At 64.1% G+C, this 15,707-nt stretch carries 13 protein-coding genes; 2 read left to right on the top strand and 11 right to left on the bottom strand.

What is annotated here, in order from left to right:
* Positions 1–11: 11 nt before the first annotated feature.
* Positions 12–4,850 carry an NAD-glutamate dehydrogenase gene (locus NFJ07_RS01110; RefSeq protein ID WP_269991862.1) on the bottom strand — a complete coding sequence of 1,613 codons (4,839 nt, stop codon included), beginning with the start codon at positions 4,848–4,850 and terminating at the stop codon, positions 12–14.
* Between the two features lie 176 nt (positions 4,851–5,026).
* Between NFJ07_RS01110 and NFJ07_RS01105 the strand changes: the two genes are divergently transcribed.
* Positions 5,027–5,998: a magnesium transporter CorA family protein gene (locus NFJ07_RS01105; RefSeq protein WP_269991861.1), complete on the top strand. Its 972-nt coding sequence runs from the start codon at positions 5,027–5,029 to the stop codon at positions 5,996–5,998.
* A gap of 33 nt (positions 5,999–6,031) precedes the next feature.
* Here the strand turns inward: NFJ07_RS01105 and NFJ07_RS01100 are convergent, their stop codons facing one another.
* Positions 6,032–7,690, bottom strand: a complete 1,659-nt coding sequence (locus tag NFJ07_RS01100; RefSeq protein ID WP_269991859.1) for a phosphodiester glycosidase family protein — start codon at positions 7,688–7,690, stop codon at positions 6,032–6,034.
* A gap of 160 nt (positions 7,691–7,850) precedes the next feature.
* On the opposite strand from NFJ07_RS01100, the gene NFJ07_RS01095 reads away from it, so the two are divergent.
* Complete coding sequence (locus NFJ07_RS01095) at positions 7,851–8,435, top strand: histidine phosphatase family protein (RefSeq protein WP_269991858.1); 585 nt, start codon at positions 7,851–7,853, stop codon at positions 8,433–8,435.
* A gap of 22 nt (positions 8,436–8,457) precedes the next feature.
* On the opposite strand, the gene NFJ07_RS01090 is transcribed toward NFJ07_RS01095, so the two are convergent.
* The 9 genes from NFJ07_RS01090 to NFJ07_RS01050 form a co-directional block, all read right to left on the bottom strand.
* A complete protein-coding gene (locus NFJ07_RS01090) occupies positions 8,458–8,970 on the bottom strand; it encodes an FMN-binding protein (RefSeq protein ID WP_269991856.1) in 513 nt (170 codons plus the stop codon).
* Complete coding sequence (locus NFJ07_RS01085; RefSeq protein ID WP_269991855.1) at positions 8,967–10,286, bottom strand: ferredoxin reductase family protein; 1,320 nt, start codon at positions 10,284–10,286, stop codon at positions 8,967–8,969. Before NFJ07_RS01085 ends, NFJ07_RS01090 begins: the two co-directional genes overlap by 4 nt.
* A gap of 154 nt (positions 10,287–10,440) precedes the next feature.
* A complete protein-coding gene (locus NFJ07_RS01080; RefSeq protein WP_269991853.1) occupies positions 10,441–11,736 on the bottom strand; it encodes a sensor histidine kinase in 1,296 nt (431 codons plus the stop codon).
* Complete coding sequence (locus tag NFJ07_RS01075) at positions 11,733–12,404, bottom strand: response regulator transcription factor (protein ID WP_269991852.1); 672 nt, start codon at positions 12,402–12,404, stop codon at positions 11,733–11,735. The genes NFJ07_RS01080 and NFJ07_RS01075 overlap by 4 nt, the downstream gene beginning before the upstream one ends.
* 36 nt (positions 12,405–12,440) lie before the next feature.
* Positions 12,441–12,641: a ferredoxin gene (locus NFJ07_RS01070; RefSeq protein ID WP_269991851.1), complete on the bottom strand. Its 201-nt coding sequence runs from the start codon at positions 12,639–12,641 to the stop codon at positions 12,441–12,443.
* Positions 12,642–12,661: 20 nt separating this feature from the next.
* Positions 12,662–13,885: an NADH-ubiquinone oxidoreductase-F iron-sulfur binding region domain-containing protein gene (locus NFJ07_RS01065; protein WP_269991850.1), complete on the bottom strand. Its 1,224-nt coding sequence runs from the start codon at positions 13,883–13,885 to the stop codon at positions 12,662–12,664.
* Positions 13,882–14,451 carry a ferric reductase-like transmembrane domain-containing protein gene (locus tag NFJ07_RS01060; RefSeq protein ID WP_269991849.1) on the bottom strand — a complete coding sequence of 190 codons (570 nt, stop codon included), beginning with the start codon at positions 14,449–14,451 and terminating at the stop codon, positions 13,882–13,884. The genes NFJ07_RS01065 and NFJ07_RS01060 overlap by 4 nt, the downstream gene beginning before the upstream one ends.
* The gene (locus NFJ07_RS01055; protein ID WP_269991848.1) at positions 14,448–15,383 is read right to left on the bottom strand and encodes an FAD:protein FMN transferase; all 936 of its coding nucleotides are present in this window, start codon (positions 15,381–15,383) and stop codon (positions 14,448–14,450) included. The genes NFJ07_RS01060 and NFJ07_RS01055 overlap by 4 nt, the downstream gene beginning before the upstream one ends.
* A complete protein-coding gene (locus NFJ07_RS01050) occupies positions 15,383–15,667 on the bottom strand; it encodes a hypothetical protein (protein WP_269991847.1) in 285 nt (94 codons plus the stop codon). The genes NFJ07_RS01055 and NFJ07_RS01050 overlap by 1 nt, the downstream gene beginning before the upstream one ends.
* Between the last annotated feature and the right edge of the window lie 40 nt (positions 15,668–15,707).

The following is a 15,707-nucleotide window of genomic DNA, read 5'->3' as shown; positions in this document are numbered from 1 at the left end:
CGGGACTGCCGCTAACGCTTCGCGAGCGTTCGCAGGAGTTTCAGGGCCACCGAGATCGACGCGAGGTCTACCTGCCCGGGTTTGGTGACCTCCACGAAAGTGTCCTTGATCCTTCCCAGTTGCTCCTTGCGTCCGCTCTCCCACTCAACAATGCGGTCCACGGCAGAGGCGCCGGAGGCCCCGCTCGCCCGGGTCGTCCGCATGACGGAAATGGTGATGTCGACGACGGCGGAATAGGCGTCGTCACGCAGGGCTGCACGAGCCAGGGCTTCCCACCGGCTTTGCCGCGGCAGGTCAGTGATCCGGAGCAACAGCGTTCCCACGCCGATCCAATGAATGACCGTGTGGTACATGTCGGCGATGGTGGTGAGGGGTTCATCCACTTGCTCCGCCACTAGCGAGATGTCCAGGAGGGAGAAGCTCTCCAGCAAATCGGAGGCGCGCCGCCCCAGATCACCCGGCATCCCGACGTCGTTCCAATGCGCCAACCGTTGCTCGGCGCGGTCAAGGTCCGAGCCGCGCAGAAATTCCGTGGTCCGAGTCCGCAGCAGGTTCAAGGTCGGCCCGATCCTCTTCAGGGCTTCGGCGATGGGTTGGTCCCGATGGTCGTGTGTCACGTACCACCGGGCTGCCCGGTCGAGGAGCCTGCGCAGTGGAAGGGCCACCGCGGAGGCGTGTTCGCTGGGAAACCCGGGAGGCAGGCTGGCGACCCTGTCTGCGAACCGCTGCAGCTCATAAGCCTCGCGGACAACCACGAAGGCCCTGGCCACGGCCGCCGCGGTGGCCGTGGTTTCCTCGATGGCGCGGAAGGCGAAAGTGATCCCTCCGAGGTTGATCATGTCGTTGGCCACCACCGTGCAGATGATCTGCCGGCGCAGGGGGTGGGAGTCCATCTCAGTATCAAAGCGCTCGGACAGCTCGCGAGGAAAGTAGCTACGGAGAACCCGCTTGAACCAGGGATCGTCGGCGAGGTCGCTGGCAGTGAGTTCCCTGGCCAGTTCGATCTTCGCGTAGGCGGCAAGCACCGACAGTTCCGGCGAGGTCAGTCCGGTGCCTGAGCGAAGCCTGTCCTGGAGCTGTTCCGTGCTCGGCAGCCCCTCCAAGCCGCGGTCCAATTCCGCGGCGCTCTCCAGCCAGTCCATGATCCGCTCAAACCCAGGACTCAACTCCAGCGCCAAGTGCCGGTCGTTGAAAAGAAGGACGTTCTGGTCCATGTTGTTTGCCAGGACCAAGCGGCTTACCTCGTCGGTCAGGGAATGCAGGAAGCCCGCACGTTCCGGGGACCGCATCTTCCGTGCCGCTATCATCCGGTCAACGAAGATCTTGATGTTGACCTCGTGGTCCGAGCAGTCCACGCCGGCCGAATTGTCTATCGCATCGGTGTTGAGGAGGACGCCGTTCAGGGCCGCCTCTATCCGGCCGCGCTGCGTGACGCCCAGGTTCCCGCCCTCCGCCACGATCCGGGCCCTCAACTCCTTGCCATTGACCCTGATGGCGTCGTTGGCTTTGTCCCCGACATCCGTATGGCTTTCCGTGGCGGCTTTGATGTAGGTGCCGATGCCACCGTTGTAGAGCAGGTCCACGGGCGCCCGGAGAATGGCCTGCATCAGTGCGTGGGGAGTCAGCGAGACCGTCCCCGGCTCCAGGCCGAGGCACGTCCGGACCTGCTCGGTGATCTCGATGGCTTTGGCCCGGCGGGAGTGGACACCCCCGCCTTGGCTGATCAACGAACGATCGTAGTCGGCCCAGGACGAACGGGAAAGAGCAAAGAGACGCTTGCGTTCTTCGAACGACGAGGCCGCGTCGGGGTCCGGATCAAGAAAAATGTCCCGATGGTCGAATGCCGCCACCAGCCGGATGTGCGGCGAGAGCAGCATCGCGTTTCCGAAGACGTCGCCGCTCATGTCTCCGATGCCGGCCACAGTGAAGTCTTCGCTCTGTGAATCCATGCCGAGCGCGCTGAAATGGTGTTTAGCGGATTCCCACGCGCCACGGGCCGTGATGCCCATCTGCTTGTGGTCATATCCCACGGATCCTCCGGAAGCGAAGGCGTCGCCGAGCCAAAAGCCGTATTCCTGGGCCACGGAATTGGCTGCATCTGAAAACGATGCTGTTCCTTTGTCGGCTGCAACCACCAAGTAGTAGTCATCGCCGTCATGGCGCACGACGCGGTCCGGGGTCACCACCGATTCGCCCCGCTCTGAGGTGAGCAGATTGTCCGTGAGGTCCAGCATGCCCTTGATGAAGGTCCGGTAGCACTCGAGGCCTGCAGCGAGCCAGGCCTCACGGTCCATGACCGGGTCCGGCAATCGTTTGGGATAGAAGCCTCCCTTGGCACCTGTCGGGACAATGACGGAGTTCTTCACGTTTTGCGCCTTGACCAGTCCCAGGACCTCGGTCCGGAAATCCTCGCTTCGATCGGACCAACGCAAACCCCCGCGCGCCAAGGCTCCGAAACGAAGGTGGACGCCTTCCACCCGCGGCGAGTAGACCCAGATTTCGTACTTCGGCCGCGGAAACGGGGCATTGGCGATCGCAGCAGGATTGAGTTTGAAGCTCAGGTGGGCCTTGTCCAGGAAGTAGTTGGTCCGCGTTGTCGCTTCCACGAGGTTCATGAAGGTCCGCAGCAGACGGTCTGCGTCGAGCACCGGAATTTCGTCGATCGCGGCCAACAACTCTTCCTTCGCCACAGCCGTGTCCCGGACGCGGTCAGACTCGTCCAGTCCGGGATCGAACTTCGCTTGGAACAGTGCCAGGAGCGCGTGCGTCGCCCGGACGTTGCTGATCAGCGTGTCCGCGATGAATCCGTACGAGTTGGTTGTCCCCAGCTGTTGGAGGTACTTCGCGTAGCTTCTCAGGATTGCGGCTTGCCGCCACGCAACCCGTTCCCGGATGACGAGTGCGTCGATCCGGTCGGATTCGATGTCCCCCCGCATGGCGGCGGTGAAGGCTTCCGCGAGCAGTTCGCTGGTCTCCTCAGGGTCGACGCCGGGTGGATACTTCACGCCGAGGTCGTAAAGAAACACGTCCTGGCCGGTACCGCGCCGAAGCTCGAAAGGCCGCTGGTCCAGCACTTCGAGACCGAGGTTGTGCAGGAAGGGCAGGATCTGCGTGAGGCTCCTGGGCCTTGTCAGGTAAAGGCGGATCCGGGCGTCCTCGGCGAGCGTACTCGAGACGCCCTTCCTGACGTATACCGTGAGCAGCGGATCCCCGTATGGCCTGCCGCCTACTCCGTCCAGGTCGAACGTCTCGAAATTGATGATGTCCCCGATCGCGGCTTCCACGTCGTAGACCGCGCGATAGCTTGGCGGAAACGCTTCCGACCAGAGCCCGGTGAGCCGTGCGGCCTGCGCCGTCGGGAAGCGGTCGCGGATCGCGTCGTCGAGCCCGTCCGACCATGAGCGGGTAGCAGCTATCAGGCGCTGCTCGAGTTGGGAGGGGTCGACGACGGCGGCGCTGGCCACCGGGGCGTCCGGCGCGGCACCTACATGGATCCGGAAGAACACTCGCGCCATGGGTGACTCGGTCAGTCGGACCTCGAAATCGATAGACTCCGCCTTGAACTCCCGCCTGAGTTCTTCTTCCATCAACAGCCGGACTGCCGTGCTGTAGCGGCGGCGCGGGAAGAAGACCAAGGCTGACACGAACCGTTCGAAGCTGTCAGCTCGCAGGAATACGCGGATCCGCTGCAGCACCTCGACACGAAGAATTTCTCCCGCCAGGCGCGCGAGGTCATCCGCTTCAATGTGGAACAGTTCGTCCCTCGGAAAGGTCTCCAGGATTGCCATCAAGTCCCTGGCCTGGTGCGATCGGGGCGCAAATCCTAGTCTCTCGTTGACCGTCTGGACCTTCTCTCGGATGAACGGAATCCGCCGGACCGACTGGTGCGCGGCGCCGGGCGTGAACAACCCCAAGAAGCGTCGTTCCCCGGTGGCCCGGCCGGCCTCATCGAACATTTTCAGGCGCACTTCGTCCAGATACGAGCGCCTCAGGATGGTAGACCGCACCTCCGAGGTGGCAAAAGTGAGTACCGGGGATTCGCGGATGCCGGGTACGCCTGGCCCGGGCCTTCCTACGGCGTCCCCCTGCGACCGCCTCAGCAGACCCAGCGCGGAGCCTTGCCGTTCGGAGAGCATTTCCTGGCCACCCGCCGTCGTGCGTTCATATTCGGCGTAACCGAGAAACAGGAAGTTGCCGTCGTCAAGCCAGAGGAGCAGCTCACTGAGCTGTTCCGGTGGCGGCACTACAGCGCGCTGGAATCCGTCCACCGAGGCCGCGGCTTCGGCGACCTTGCCCCGGATGGCGGCCGCGTCGTCGGCGGCAACCCGAACATCATCCAGCACCCTCTGCAGGTTTTCCGTCAGTTCCCTTACGGCCGCTGCATCCGCCAGCCTGCCAACCTCCGCAGCTATCCAGACCTCGGTCCCCTCGGCCTCCGGTGCGGTTCCTGCCAAAGCGCCCTCCGCTGAAGTTCCGAGGCAGACTTCCAGTAACTCGTGGGACACCGGGTCCCGAATCACCCGAAAGCTTGGATGGACAAGGAGGCGGATCGACGTGTCGTCGCGAGTGAGCTCCGCCGTGACGGAGTGGACCAGATACGGGATATCCTCGGTGACCACGGCGACAACGCTGGCATCCAATTCGGTCAGGATCCCGACGACGGCCTGCCCGGGCGCCCGTGACGACGCCACTTTCAGATGGTGCTCAGCCCGCGCCCGGAGCGTCTCAGGACTGTAGCTCCGCAGATCCTCAGGGGGCACCTGGGCGAAGTATTCGGCCAGGAAAGTCCCACTGGGGTCAAGGGAAACTACTGATTTCGCCCGCTCCGCCGGCACCGATTTGCGTGTCATGTCACCGCGCCTCCACTGCGGGTGCCACTCGCAAAACTGCGGTTGACGATCCAGCCCCCGCGCCTCCCTTCATCATGGCGGGCCGCACTGACCCCGTCCAGTGCGTCGGAGCTGCTTAGATACCGGCCCCCTGACCACTCAGGAACCACGGATACGCGTCCCGTACCATGGGGCGGATGGTGTTCATACGGCTATACCGCGAAGGCAAACTCGAACGTAGCGATGTCAGTGCCCACGAGATCGAAGCCCTGGCCCACCAGGATGACGTGGTGCTGTGGATCGACTACACGAACCCGACGGCGGATGACCTGCTCGGCGTCGAAACGGTGTACGGGCTTCACCGACTAGCCGTCGAGGACGCCGTCCACGACTTTCAGCGGCCCAAACTGGACCGATACCCGAACCATCTGTTCCTCTCGGCCTACCAGGCGAGGTTGCAACCTGGCACCGGGGAACTGGCCGTCGCTGAGATCTCGGCATTCGTGACCCACAACGCCCTGGTGACGGTGCACGGGACCGACTTCGACACCGAAAAGCTGATGGCGCACTGGGACGCGGAAACCGACCTGGCCCAACACGGGGTGCCTTTCCTCTTCTGGGGCCTGCTGGACATGATTGTCGACGGCCACTTCGACGCCGTCCAGGAACTCGATGGCTATATCGATGCCCTCGAAGAGTCGCTTTTCGACGACCACTCCCCCGACCATGACCTGCAGCGGAAGACCTTCGAACTCCGCAAGAACCTCGTCCGGCTCCGCCGCGTCGTCCTTCCCATGCGTGAAGTCCTCAACACCCTCCTCCGGCGGGAGGACCTGGTCGGCTGCAGCCCCGCGATGCAGCCCTTCCTGCAGGACGTTTACGACCACGTGCTGCGCGCCTCGGAATGGACGGAATCGCTCCGTGACCTGGTCACCACGATCCTTGAAACCCACATCAGTATCCAGGGGAACCAGATGAACCTGGTCATGAAGAAGGTCACCAGCTGGGCCGCGATCATCGCCGTCCCCACTGCCGTGACCGGCTTCTTCGGGCAGAACGTGCCCTTCTTCGGCTTCCAGAACGATTACGGCCTCTGGCTATCCAGCGCACTCATGGCCGGCGGTTCAATATTCCTGTACCTGGCGTTCAAGAAGCGGGACTGGATCTAGCCAAGAGCCCCTGGCGCAGGAAGGGCCTCCGAGCTACTGCTCGTCCTTGCGGGCCGGAAGCACAAGGAGCGCATCCCCGATAGCACGTTCCGATCCGCCCGACGGGCTGTTCTGGACCTTTCCTTCGGCAACGGTTGTTGTTGATCCGCCGCCGTCCAGGTTCATCGCCTGAACCATGCCGAGTGACAGTGCGACGTCGGCCTCTTCCTTCAGGCTCAGTCCGAGCGAGGCGGTCGAGCGTCCATCCGCGGTGACAAGCAGGGTCTTGCCCTGGGCATCGGTCCCGGCGAAGGTCCGAGGGTTCCGCTTGTGGACCCAGCCGTAGTAGAAGCTGTTTCCGTCGTTGGGATGCACCATGCCGTCATGCCGGGCAGTCACGTCTTCACTGCCGTCCTTGACCAGCACCGGGCCGCCGTTGACGACGCTCGTGGCCTTGTTGGTGTGCAGTGGCTTCCCGTCCTGGCCGAGCAGTCCGACGTCGATTTTCAGCTTGGCGCCCACGGGAGCGAGTGCGCGGAGCCGTGCGACGTCGGTTCCGGTGGCCTGGATGGCGTGTCCGCCCGAAGGGACGGACGCGCCGCGGGTTTCAGCGATGGAGGTAACGGTGTCGTGGCTGTCCACCATCACTTCAAGGCCCGGACCGGCAGGCGTAGACGGCCCGAACTCCGGAGTGAAGGTGACGAGCTCGTTGGAATTCGTGCAGGTGACGTCTTGGAGTGGGCCTGAGGTAGGCAGGTCGTTGGCGCCGCCGCAGTTGCGGATCAGGCCAGGTACCCGGTCGATGCCGTCCAACGGCGCTTCCCCGGAAGAGGAGGAGATTTTCCCTGCCCAGGTCAGTCGCTGGATGCTGCTGGCATTCTTCTTTCCGTCAATGACAAGGGCCGGGCGGTCCGCCACAGGTTCGCTGAGGGTCTTGCCGCCGTAGACACCGACCCCGGCAGGGTCACCTTCCGCACCGGCCTTCGGATCGAAGACGAAGAAGCCTGCGTTCACAGCGGCGATGGCGTGGGCGTCGGATGCTAGTTGGCTGGTTGTCTCCCGCTTCTCCAGGTCCGGGCCGAAGGAGGCGGCGAGCTGGCCCTGGTACGTCGCAGGGTCGATCGTGATGACTTCAAGATTCCACGGTCCGCGCGTCTTCGTGCTGGTCTCGGCGTCGCCGTCCCAACCTGTGTAAATCACTGAGGAGGCAAAACCGGCGGCCTTGATCTTCGCGACGACGGAGGCGCCGTCGGCCTGGGCGGCGAGGTGGCCCGCGCGGACCCGGTAGCCCAAATCGCCTCCGGCGTCCGCAAGCTGCGGCGACTGGACATGTTCAACGCGGGCATCGACGCCGGCGGCCTTGAGCTTGTCCGCCGTGCGCTGCGCAGTGACCTGGCTTGAGAGCGCCGACGTCGGAGCATCCGGATCCGGCGAGTCAGAGGGAATGGCCACCTCGGCCGTCCAGAAAAGCGAAGAGTCAGCTTCGCCTCGGCTGATTTTTGTTAGCGTGACCCCGGGGGCGAGCGTTGTCACTGTCCGGTTCTCGGGAAGGTCAGCGGCGCCAAGGTTGAGGTGGGAACTCTGATCCGTGCCGTTGTCACTCTTCCGGACATCATCCGCATGGGTGGGGCCAACGGGGCTTAGGAGAGCTGAAAAGACGGCCAGAACCAGCCCGCCAGTGAGGGCACTACGACGCTTTAGGGAGGCATTCATGGGTCCACCGTATAAAGGCTGGACGGTCAGCCGGGCCGGTTTTCCGGCTTCGCGACACCTATTGACCGAACCTTCATGCCACGTTCACTTGCACGCGGAAGGCAATCCGAAGAAGGAGCATTGGCTGTCCGCGGAATTATCCCAAGGCAGAATGGAAGGCATGCCCCTTACTACGTTCGCCCTCGTCCGCCACGGCCAGACTGACTGGAATGCCCAGCGCAGGCTGCAGGGATCCACCGACATTCCACTGAACGACGTCGGCCGCGGCCAGGCGCGCCACGCCGTCGGCGCCCTGTCCGGCTACGAGTGGGACGTCATCGTTTCGTCACCGCTGAGCCGTGCAGCGGAGACCGCCGACCTGATCTCCGCGGGGCTGGGGCTTAGCGTGGACCGGCGCGTGCCGGAGCTCACCGAGCGTCGCTTTGGACCTGCCGAGGGCCTGCAGGCAGGACCTGAACTGGACGCACTGCGCATCCCCGGTGGCTTCCGTGGCGCGGAAAGCGAGGACGAGGCGGCCTCCCGCGGTTTGGCCGCCCTGGAGGCGCTGGCCGAAGAGTTCCGCGGCCGCCGCGTCCTTGTTGTCGCCCACGGGACGCTACTCCGCGTGAGCCTCGGGCGCGCAGTCGGCCGCACTCTTCAAAGCATCGACAACGCCGTGCTCAACCTCGCCCACCACCATGCCATTGATGGCTGGCAGCTCGAATACTTCAATGGCGAACGCGTTATGGCCTCCGTTCCAGCCTGAGCGGCACGGCTAGCTCCACCTGCTACCCCTTGAAATTTGCGGCGTCGAGTGCGGCCTGCAGTGAGTTGAGGTAGCCCTGGCTGGTATACGTTGCCCCTCCCACCGTGTCCACGTTGGCTGATTGGCTTGAGAGCACCTCGGATTTGAGCATCGGCACGGCCTGCTGGTCGATTTCGCCGGACAGGGACCCGACGTCGGTCAACTGCAACGGCACGACGTCGGCGATCTTGCCGCCAGATATCACGGCCTGGACCTGCACCGTGCCATATCGGGTCTGGATCTGGCTGCCATCGAAGGTTCCGTCTTTGGCGCCCGTGGCGGCCGGACCCGCAAGACCGGAGCTGGTGCCGGCCGCCGATCCAGTGCCCGACGGCGGAGCGCCTGTTCCCGCGGGCGTCCCGGCGCCCGACGGCGGTTTGGCCGCCTTGGCGGTAGCGGTCCCTGTAGTGGAATCTGCCTGGTTTCCGGCGTGCCATCCGATCAGGAGAACGGCGGCGGAAGCGAGGCCGGCCAGTATTGCGCTGCGAGCTCTCACCAGCTGAACCTTTCGTAGTGGATCCGGAACCTCGGCACTCCGGCCTGTCTCGCGTCCTCGACCACGAGGTCAGTCCAGTCGCGGGGTCCGCACACGAACACGTCGGCGTCCCGGACGTCGGGAACGATCGTCGAGAGGCTCATGCGGTGGCTGGCGTCCCGGGCCGGCAACCAGCTGTCGTGGCCCCTCTTCGGCCGACGCCCCAGGCGGACATAAAGCACTGCCGACTTCTTGATGCACAGCTTCTGAAGCTCCTGGTAGAGGTAGAGGCCTTTCTCGTCCGGCGCACGAACTATCACCGTCATCTCGCCGGGAGCGAAATCGCCCTGCTCAAGCAAAGAGATGATGGGCGTAATTCCGATGCCGGCTGCGACGGCGACCGCCCGCCGTGTAGTGCGGGCCCGGTCCGTAAAGAGCCCATAGGGTCCCTCGATACTTACCCTTGTTCCAATCCTGAGCGAACTGAGCTCGGCGGTTCCGCCGCCGAGTTCACGGACGGTCACTTTCAGGCGGAGGATCCCCGGGGCCGCCGAGAGCGAGAAGGGGTGGGCGTGCCACCATAGCCCGCGCGACCAGAAGCGCCAGATGAAGAATTGCCCGCCGCGGACCTTTAGATCCGCCAGGGAACGTCCGGTCATCTCGATTGAGTACACGCCGGGCGCCTCCGTGACGATATTGCTGACCCGAAGATCGTGGCGCAGAGTCCGCAACACGGGAATGATGAACCGATAGACGAGCAGTGCGGCGGCGACCCCAAAGTAGAGAGCTAGCCAGTAGTAGCGCGCCCAGGTTCCATCCGCGAACAGTTGCCCGGTGCTGAACTGGTGCGGCAGGGCGGCGAGCACGGCAGCATAGGCAAGAAAATGCACCACGTGCCACGCTTCGTAGGAAAATTTCCGCCGGACAAGAACCAGTGAGGTGATCACGACGACCGCCAGCAGCGCATACCCCAGATATGCGACTTTCATGTCCGGTAACGAGATGAACATGTCCCAGATCTCGGCGAACACGTTCAACCGTGCCGTCAGCGCGTAACCGATCCACAGCAGCAGCACATGTGAGGAAATAACGTAAAAGACCGGTTTGCCCAACCGCTGGTGGACCAGCAAGGCCCGGTCGTGGCCAAATGCCCGGTCAATGACCGGGAGCCGCGCTGCCAGGAGGAGTTGGATCAGCATCAGGTCGGTCCCCACGAGTCCTGCGATGATGCCGACGGCGGTAAAGGCGCCCGGGACGGTTTTGAATTCCACCAGTCCGCTGTCTGCCAGAAACAGTGCCAGTACGAGCGCCACCGACAACCAGACAATCGTCTCCAACAGGTCCGCCAAACGAGCCCGGCGCAGATAACGCGCCCGTTGTGGCACCCGCCGCTGACTGGCCGTCCTGCCCGTTGCTCCCGCCCGGGCCGTCATCTAGTCACTCCCGCGATGGACCATGGTCTGCTCATGCCGCAATGCTAGGTTCGGGTTCTTAGAACATTCTTCGAAGCCTGGAAACCACGGCGCGGACCCGGGCCCCGGGCGCAGGAGAGTGCCCGGGATTTCCTCGGATCATCGGCAGATGCACAATGATGACCGCTCCGGATGGTTGCGTGCCGATTTCCACCCGGCCGCCGTGCTGCGCGGTCACTTCAGCGACGAGTGCGAGTCCCAGACCGTAGTGGCGCGGCGCGGTGCCGTCCTCGGGTGCGGCGTCGGCAGGCGCCGAGGTTGCAAACCGTTCGAAGGCCCGCGTCTTGACGTCGTCGGCAAATCCGGGCCCGTCATCGCGGACCGTGATGACCAGCGTCCTCGAGTCTGTCGATACACCCACGTCCACGCGTGACCGGGCGAAACGGACGGCGTTGTCCAGCAACGCCACGAAAAGCCGGCGCAGCGCCGTCGGAACGGCGGTGATCCCCATCGGGCCGGCTATTCCGTTTCGCTCAACCACGACGCCACGGCGTGCGGCAGGGGCCGAAAACGATTCGACGACGTCCTCCGCCAGCGCCACGACGTCGACGTCCGTTAGCTCGACCCTCCGCGCATCCGCAGAGATGAGCAGGTCTTCGAGCAATCGAGTCAGTGAGCGCGAATCCTCGATCATGGCGTCCACGTCCGCCTCGATGTCCGCCGGCGGCTCCAGCGGCGACGAAGAAGCCATGCGTCGACGCAGCATTTGAGCACGCATGCTGAGCAACGTCAGCGGGGTGCGCAGTTCGTGGCTTGCATCAGCGACGAATCGCCGCTGCCGGTCAAGAGCCTCAGCCATGGGCCGCATGGCGCGCCGGGCCAACCAGACGGCCAGGAGGCTCGCCAAAACCACCGCTCCCCCGCAGGTCAACAGGAGGGCAACTCCCAGCCGGTTCAGCTCCTCCAGATTCTCGTGACGATCGAATACCGCTTGGACTACCCGGGCGCCGGAATCTGCGGTACGGACGGTATACGAGCGGCCCCCGATTGAAACGTCCTCCTCGGCGGCCACTCCGTTGGCGGCAACAGCCTCCATGGCCTTCAGATCAGGTAGCCCAGGCGGCATGCCGGGGGAAACCGTCAACACGCCCTGGCTGGATATCGCCAACCAGGTTCCCGCGGGAGCGTCCACGATCGAATCCACGTGCTCTGTGGCAGTGGTCAGGAGTCGTTGGGCTGCGGTGGCCTGGCTCGCGCTGACAATCAACAGCACCGATCCGGCAATCGCCACCAAAAGCAGCACCAGCAAAGCTCCGGTCTGCAGGGCCAGCCGCCAGGAGGACCGCTGCAGCTCATCCTCGGCTTGGCCCTTCATGCGAGCGTGCCGATCCTGTAGCCGACGCCATGAACCGTCCGCACGCTCCCTCGTCCCAGCTTCCGCCGGAGGTAATGGACATAGGTATCCACCACCCCTGCTTCTTCGGCGTTCGGAAAGACGTACTCAAGAATCTCGTCGCGGCCGAACACCCGGTTTGGCCAACGTGCCAACTCCTCCAGCAAGGCGCTTTCCCGTTCCGACAACACCACGACGGAACCATCAGGGCGGACTACACTGCGCGATTCGAGGTCAAAACGACCACCGGTGATCCGCAGGGTCGTCGCCGTGGTGATATGCCGGCGTCGTAAGGCACGCAAACGCGCCAGAAGTTCATCGACGTCGAAAGGCTTCGACAGGTAGTCCTCTGCCCCGGCGTCGAGTCCCTCAACCCTGTCCGCCGGATTGCCCAGTGCGGAGAGTATGAGCGCGGCAGTCTCGACGCCTTCCCTGCGCAATTTCGTCAACAGGTTCAATCCGTCCATTACCGGAAGGCCCCGGTCCAGGACCAGGACATCGAATTCGACGGTCAGGGCGAGATGGAGGCCTTTTTGGCCATCCGAAGCGCTGGACACCTCGTAGCCCTCGCCAACTAACAACTCTTCCAGCATCGCCCGAAGCTGCACGTCATCCTCGACCAAAAGAATGCGTGGCTTCGTCTCATTCATAGTCGGAGTATAGGCGCCGGAGCTGGGGCGATACCTTCACCCATGAAGGCTGAGCGCCTGTGTGGGGCAGAGCGCTCTGGCATCGTGGGCCGCGGATTCGAGGTTTTGAGGTATCGCGATCTCGGATCCGCCACGGCCCACCGGGTAGCCCCAATCGTCGCGGGTGAGTAGTTCCGGAAGCAATTCAATGCATAGACCCCGGCCGTCGCAGCGGGTCCAGTCGATGTGCATTCTCATGCGAGGCGCCCCTGGCCCGTTCAACGCAACGCCTCGCATCGCCCGCGCAGGTGTGCTTCGACGTCGGAGCCAAATGCCATCAGGGCACTAGAGGCAAGCCGGGCTGTCCCGTCCGGATGGGCGCAGCTACCCCGGCCGGTTACCAAGGCGGCGAGCCTCCTGATCTCCTGCGGAAGTTTCCCGTCGGTGTCCCCGTAGGCCAGACGCTCGACGAGGCTCGCGATGGCGGGTAGGCCATTGGTGCAGGGTCCACACTGGCGTGCTGACTGGCGAGCCAGGTACCCGAGGATGTCCGCAGTTGCTGCGAGGCCACAGGACCCGGACCCCAGCGTCATAATGATTCCGGCACCGGTCCGGGCACCCAACGGAGCCAAGCCTTCCTTCGAGAACGGTGCGTCGAGTTGTTCCGCGGCGAGCCACGTGCCGTGGTATCCACCCACGAGGGCTGCCTGAACAGTGTGCGGGTCGATGCCGATGCTCAGCAGGATATCTGTCAATGCCATGCCGCTCGGGATCTCGTACACCCTTGGCCCGCCGGCGTTCCCTGACAGGGTGACGAGCCGGGTTCCTGGCGCGGAGCCGGTTCCGAGGCTACGGAACCAGGCCGCTCCGAAGCGGGAAATCAGTGCGAGGTGGGCCAGTGTCTCCACGTTGTGGAGCAGGGTGGGGCGGCCATTCAGGCCACTCTTGGTCAGCCGCTCCGTTCGGTCGCGAGGGATCGGCGTGCCGCCGGCGATAGCGCTGACCACTGCCGTTGCTTCGCCTGAGATGAACGTACCGGGCGCTTCATGCACGCGTATGCGTGACTCCCCGCGCTCTTTGAGGGCGCGCGCGACAGGATCCAGCTGCTCGGCGCCCGCATAGAGATGCAGCTCCCTGGCGCCAAGGCTCTGGCCTGCGATCAGGAGTCCGTCGATCACCAGGTGCGGGGCGTTGTGGAGCAGGGCCGCGTCCTTCTTGCTCAGCGGTTCGCCTTCCGCCCCGTTGGCAACGATGGCTGGGTGTCTGCCATCCGCCGGGACTGAGGACAACTTCTGCCAGGCCGCGAATCCAGCCCCTCCGCGGCCGTCCAGCCCGGACCGCAACAGTTCGTCAATCAGGGAAGCCCGATCCATTTCCGGCAGAGGGCCAAAGGCCGCGTGGTGGCTGCCGAAATCTGCGGTGCCCGCGGCGAACAGCCTGATGACGCCTGTTGGCCCTGCGATGCGGCCCCGGACGCTGGTGGTTCCCTGATCCGGTGTCATGGGTTTTCCTGGCTGCGCACGTTCCGGTACTCGACGAAATTCTCGTGCAACCTCCACGCGAGGGCCCCGCCAACGGCAGCCAGGCAAAGCATCGCAATGACCAGGAACCAGGGCTGGAGGCCGTTCGTGCCGTTTCCCATGGCATGAACCAGCGACACAGGCCACATCGCGTAAACCAGCCAATGTACGGCTTTGAACACCCGGGGACCGATCCTGTTGCGTAGCAGGCCTGTGACCGTCACGACAACGAGGAGATCGAACGCGATCGTCCCCAGCCCGAGCCAGAAAGGCTTGAACGCGCCGAGGAACGGAACGAAGAAATCGACCAGCCTCAGCTGGGCAAACGGATCAAAGAGCAAGGAGACAACATGGACGACGACAAAAATGAGCGAAAAGAGGGAGACATTGCGGTGCACCAAAGTCACGGCAAAACGCGGGATCCCGACGACGGGCCGCCCAGACCGGGCGCCTATGCCCAGCAGGACCGAGAGTGTCAGCAGCACCATGGCCACCACGCCGGAGCCGCGACCCACGGCCCAAAGAGCCTGATCGAATACCGTGTTCATGATTGATCCGCCAACTCATCCGGAGGCCAACTCCCGAAAGTGGATACTCTGCCTGCACTGTCTACCAAGCGGGCAGGCACGCCTAGTTCCCTTAACCACGACGGCGCGCGGCGCCCGCGCACAACGCATGCGGTCGCGATTGTATTGGCGTCCGCGCAGCTTTTCGCTGCAACCGTGACCGTCCGCCATACGGCTTCCGCAGGCAATCCGGTGTGCGGATCGATGATGTGATGGACCTCCCGACCGGAATGGTTCCAAAGGCGCTTTTGCGTGCTTGACGTGGCCAACGCATAGCCAGAGCTGAGCCCCACACAGACCGAGGGATCGCCCGGCAGATCCTGGACCAGCACCACCCAGCCCTCCGGCGGCGCCTCCCCCGCAGTAGCCAGATCGCCACCAAGACTCACCATCGAACCGCATCCAAGCCTCGACGCAATCCGGTCCGCGGCCCAGTCGGCTGCCAAGGCCTTGCCGATTGCACCAAAGTCGAGCAACAGGCCCGTGGGTACTCTCAGCCTGTTTCCGGCAAGTACTATCCGGGTCCACCCCGGTGCAACTGGTGCGACAGCAACTGCCCCCCGCGACTCCGGGCCGAGGCTGCGCGGCACACCGAGAAGAGAAAAATCCCGGTCATACCCAAGGCCAAGCAATACGTTCCCGAGTGTCGGATCCACATCGCCGTCGGTCATTTCCGCCGCAGCCAATGCGCCGCGAACGATGGCCGCGAGGACGTCGCTTATTTCCCGGCCGTCGCCCAGCTGACCCCGCAGGAGCATGAGCTCCGAATCGTCGCGGAAACGGCTGCACGCCATCTCAACTTCAAGGCATACATCCTTGCTTAGATCGACTGCCGGGTCGAGCATCGATGGCTCGGTGACGACAACGCAGGCCTCGGTGCTCCATAGCTCCCAGCGTCGCGCCGCCGTTACCATCAGGACCCTGACGTCTGGCCCTGCGGGCCCGCTGATCCGGGCCCGACGGGCTGTACCGGCGATGTGGAGGAGTTGTGGTGGCGCGAGCCATAGTTCGGTGCCGTCGTCTGCCCCGTGTTGCCGGAAGACGTGTCACCGGTGGATGTGTTGCCTGTGGACGTGTTGCCTGCCGCGGCTGGGGCCGAGACGGCCGCTCCGACAACCACCGCGCCCGCCACGCTCGCAGCCCCCACCCACGATGTCACTTGCCGGGCGATCCTCTGACCGTTTTCCCTGGAGTTCATCGCGGCCTCCTCGGCTGATGCTTGACTGGCGTCGCTGTTA

Source organism: Arthrobacter sp. B2a2-09, assembly GCF_027587375.1.
GTDB lineage: Bacteria > Actinomycetota > Actinomycetes > Actinomycetales > Micrococcaceae > Arthrobacter.
Note: the sequence above shows the minus strand (reverse complement) of the source record. Positions and strands in the feature narration are given on the sequence as shown.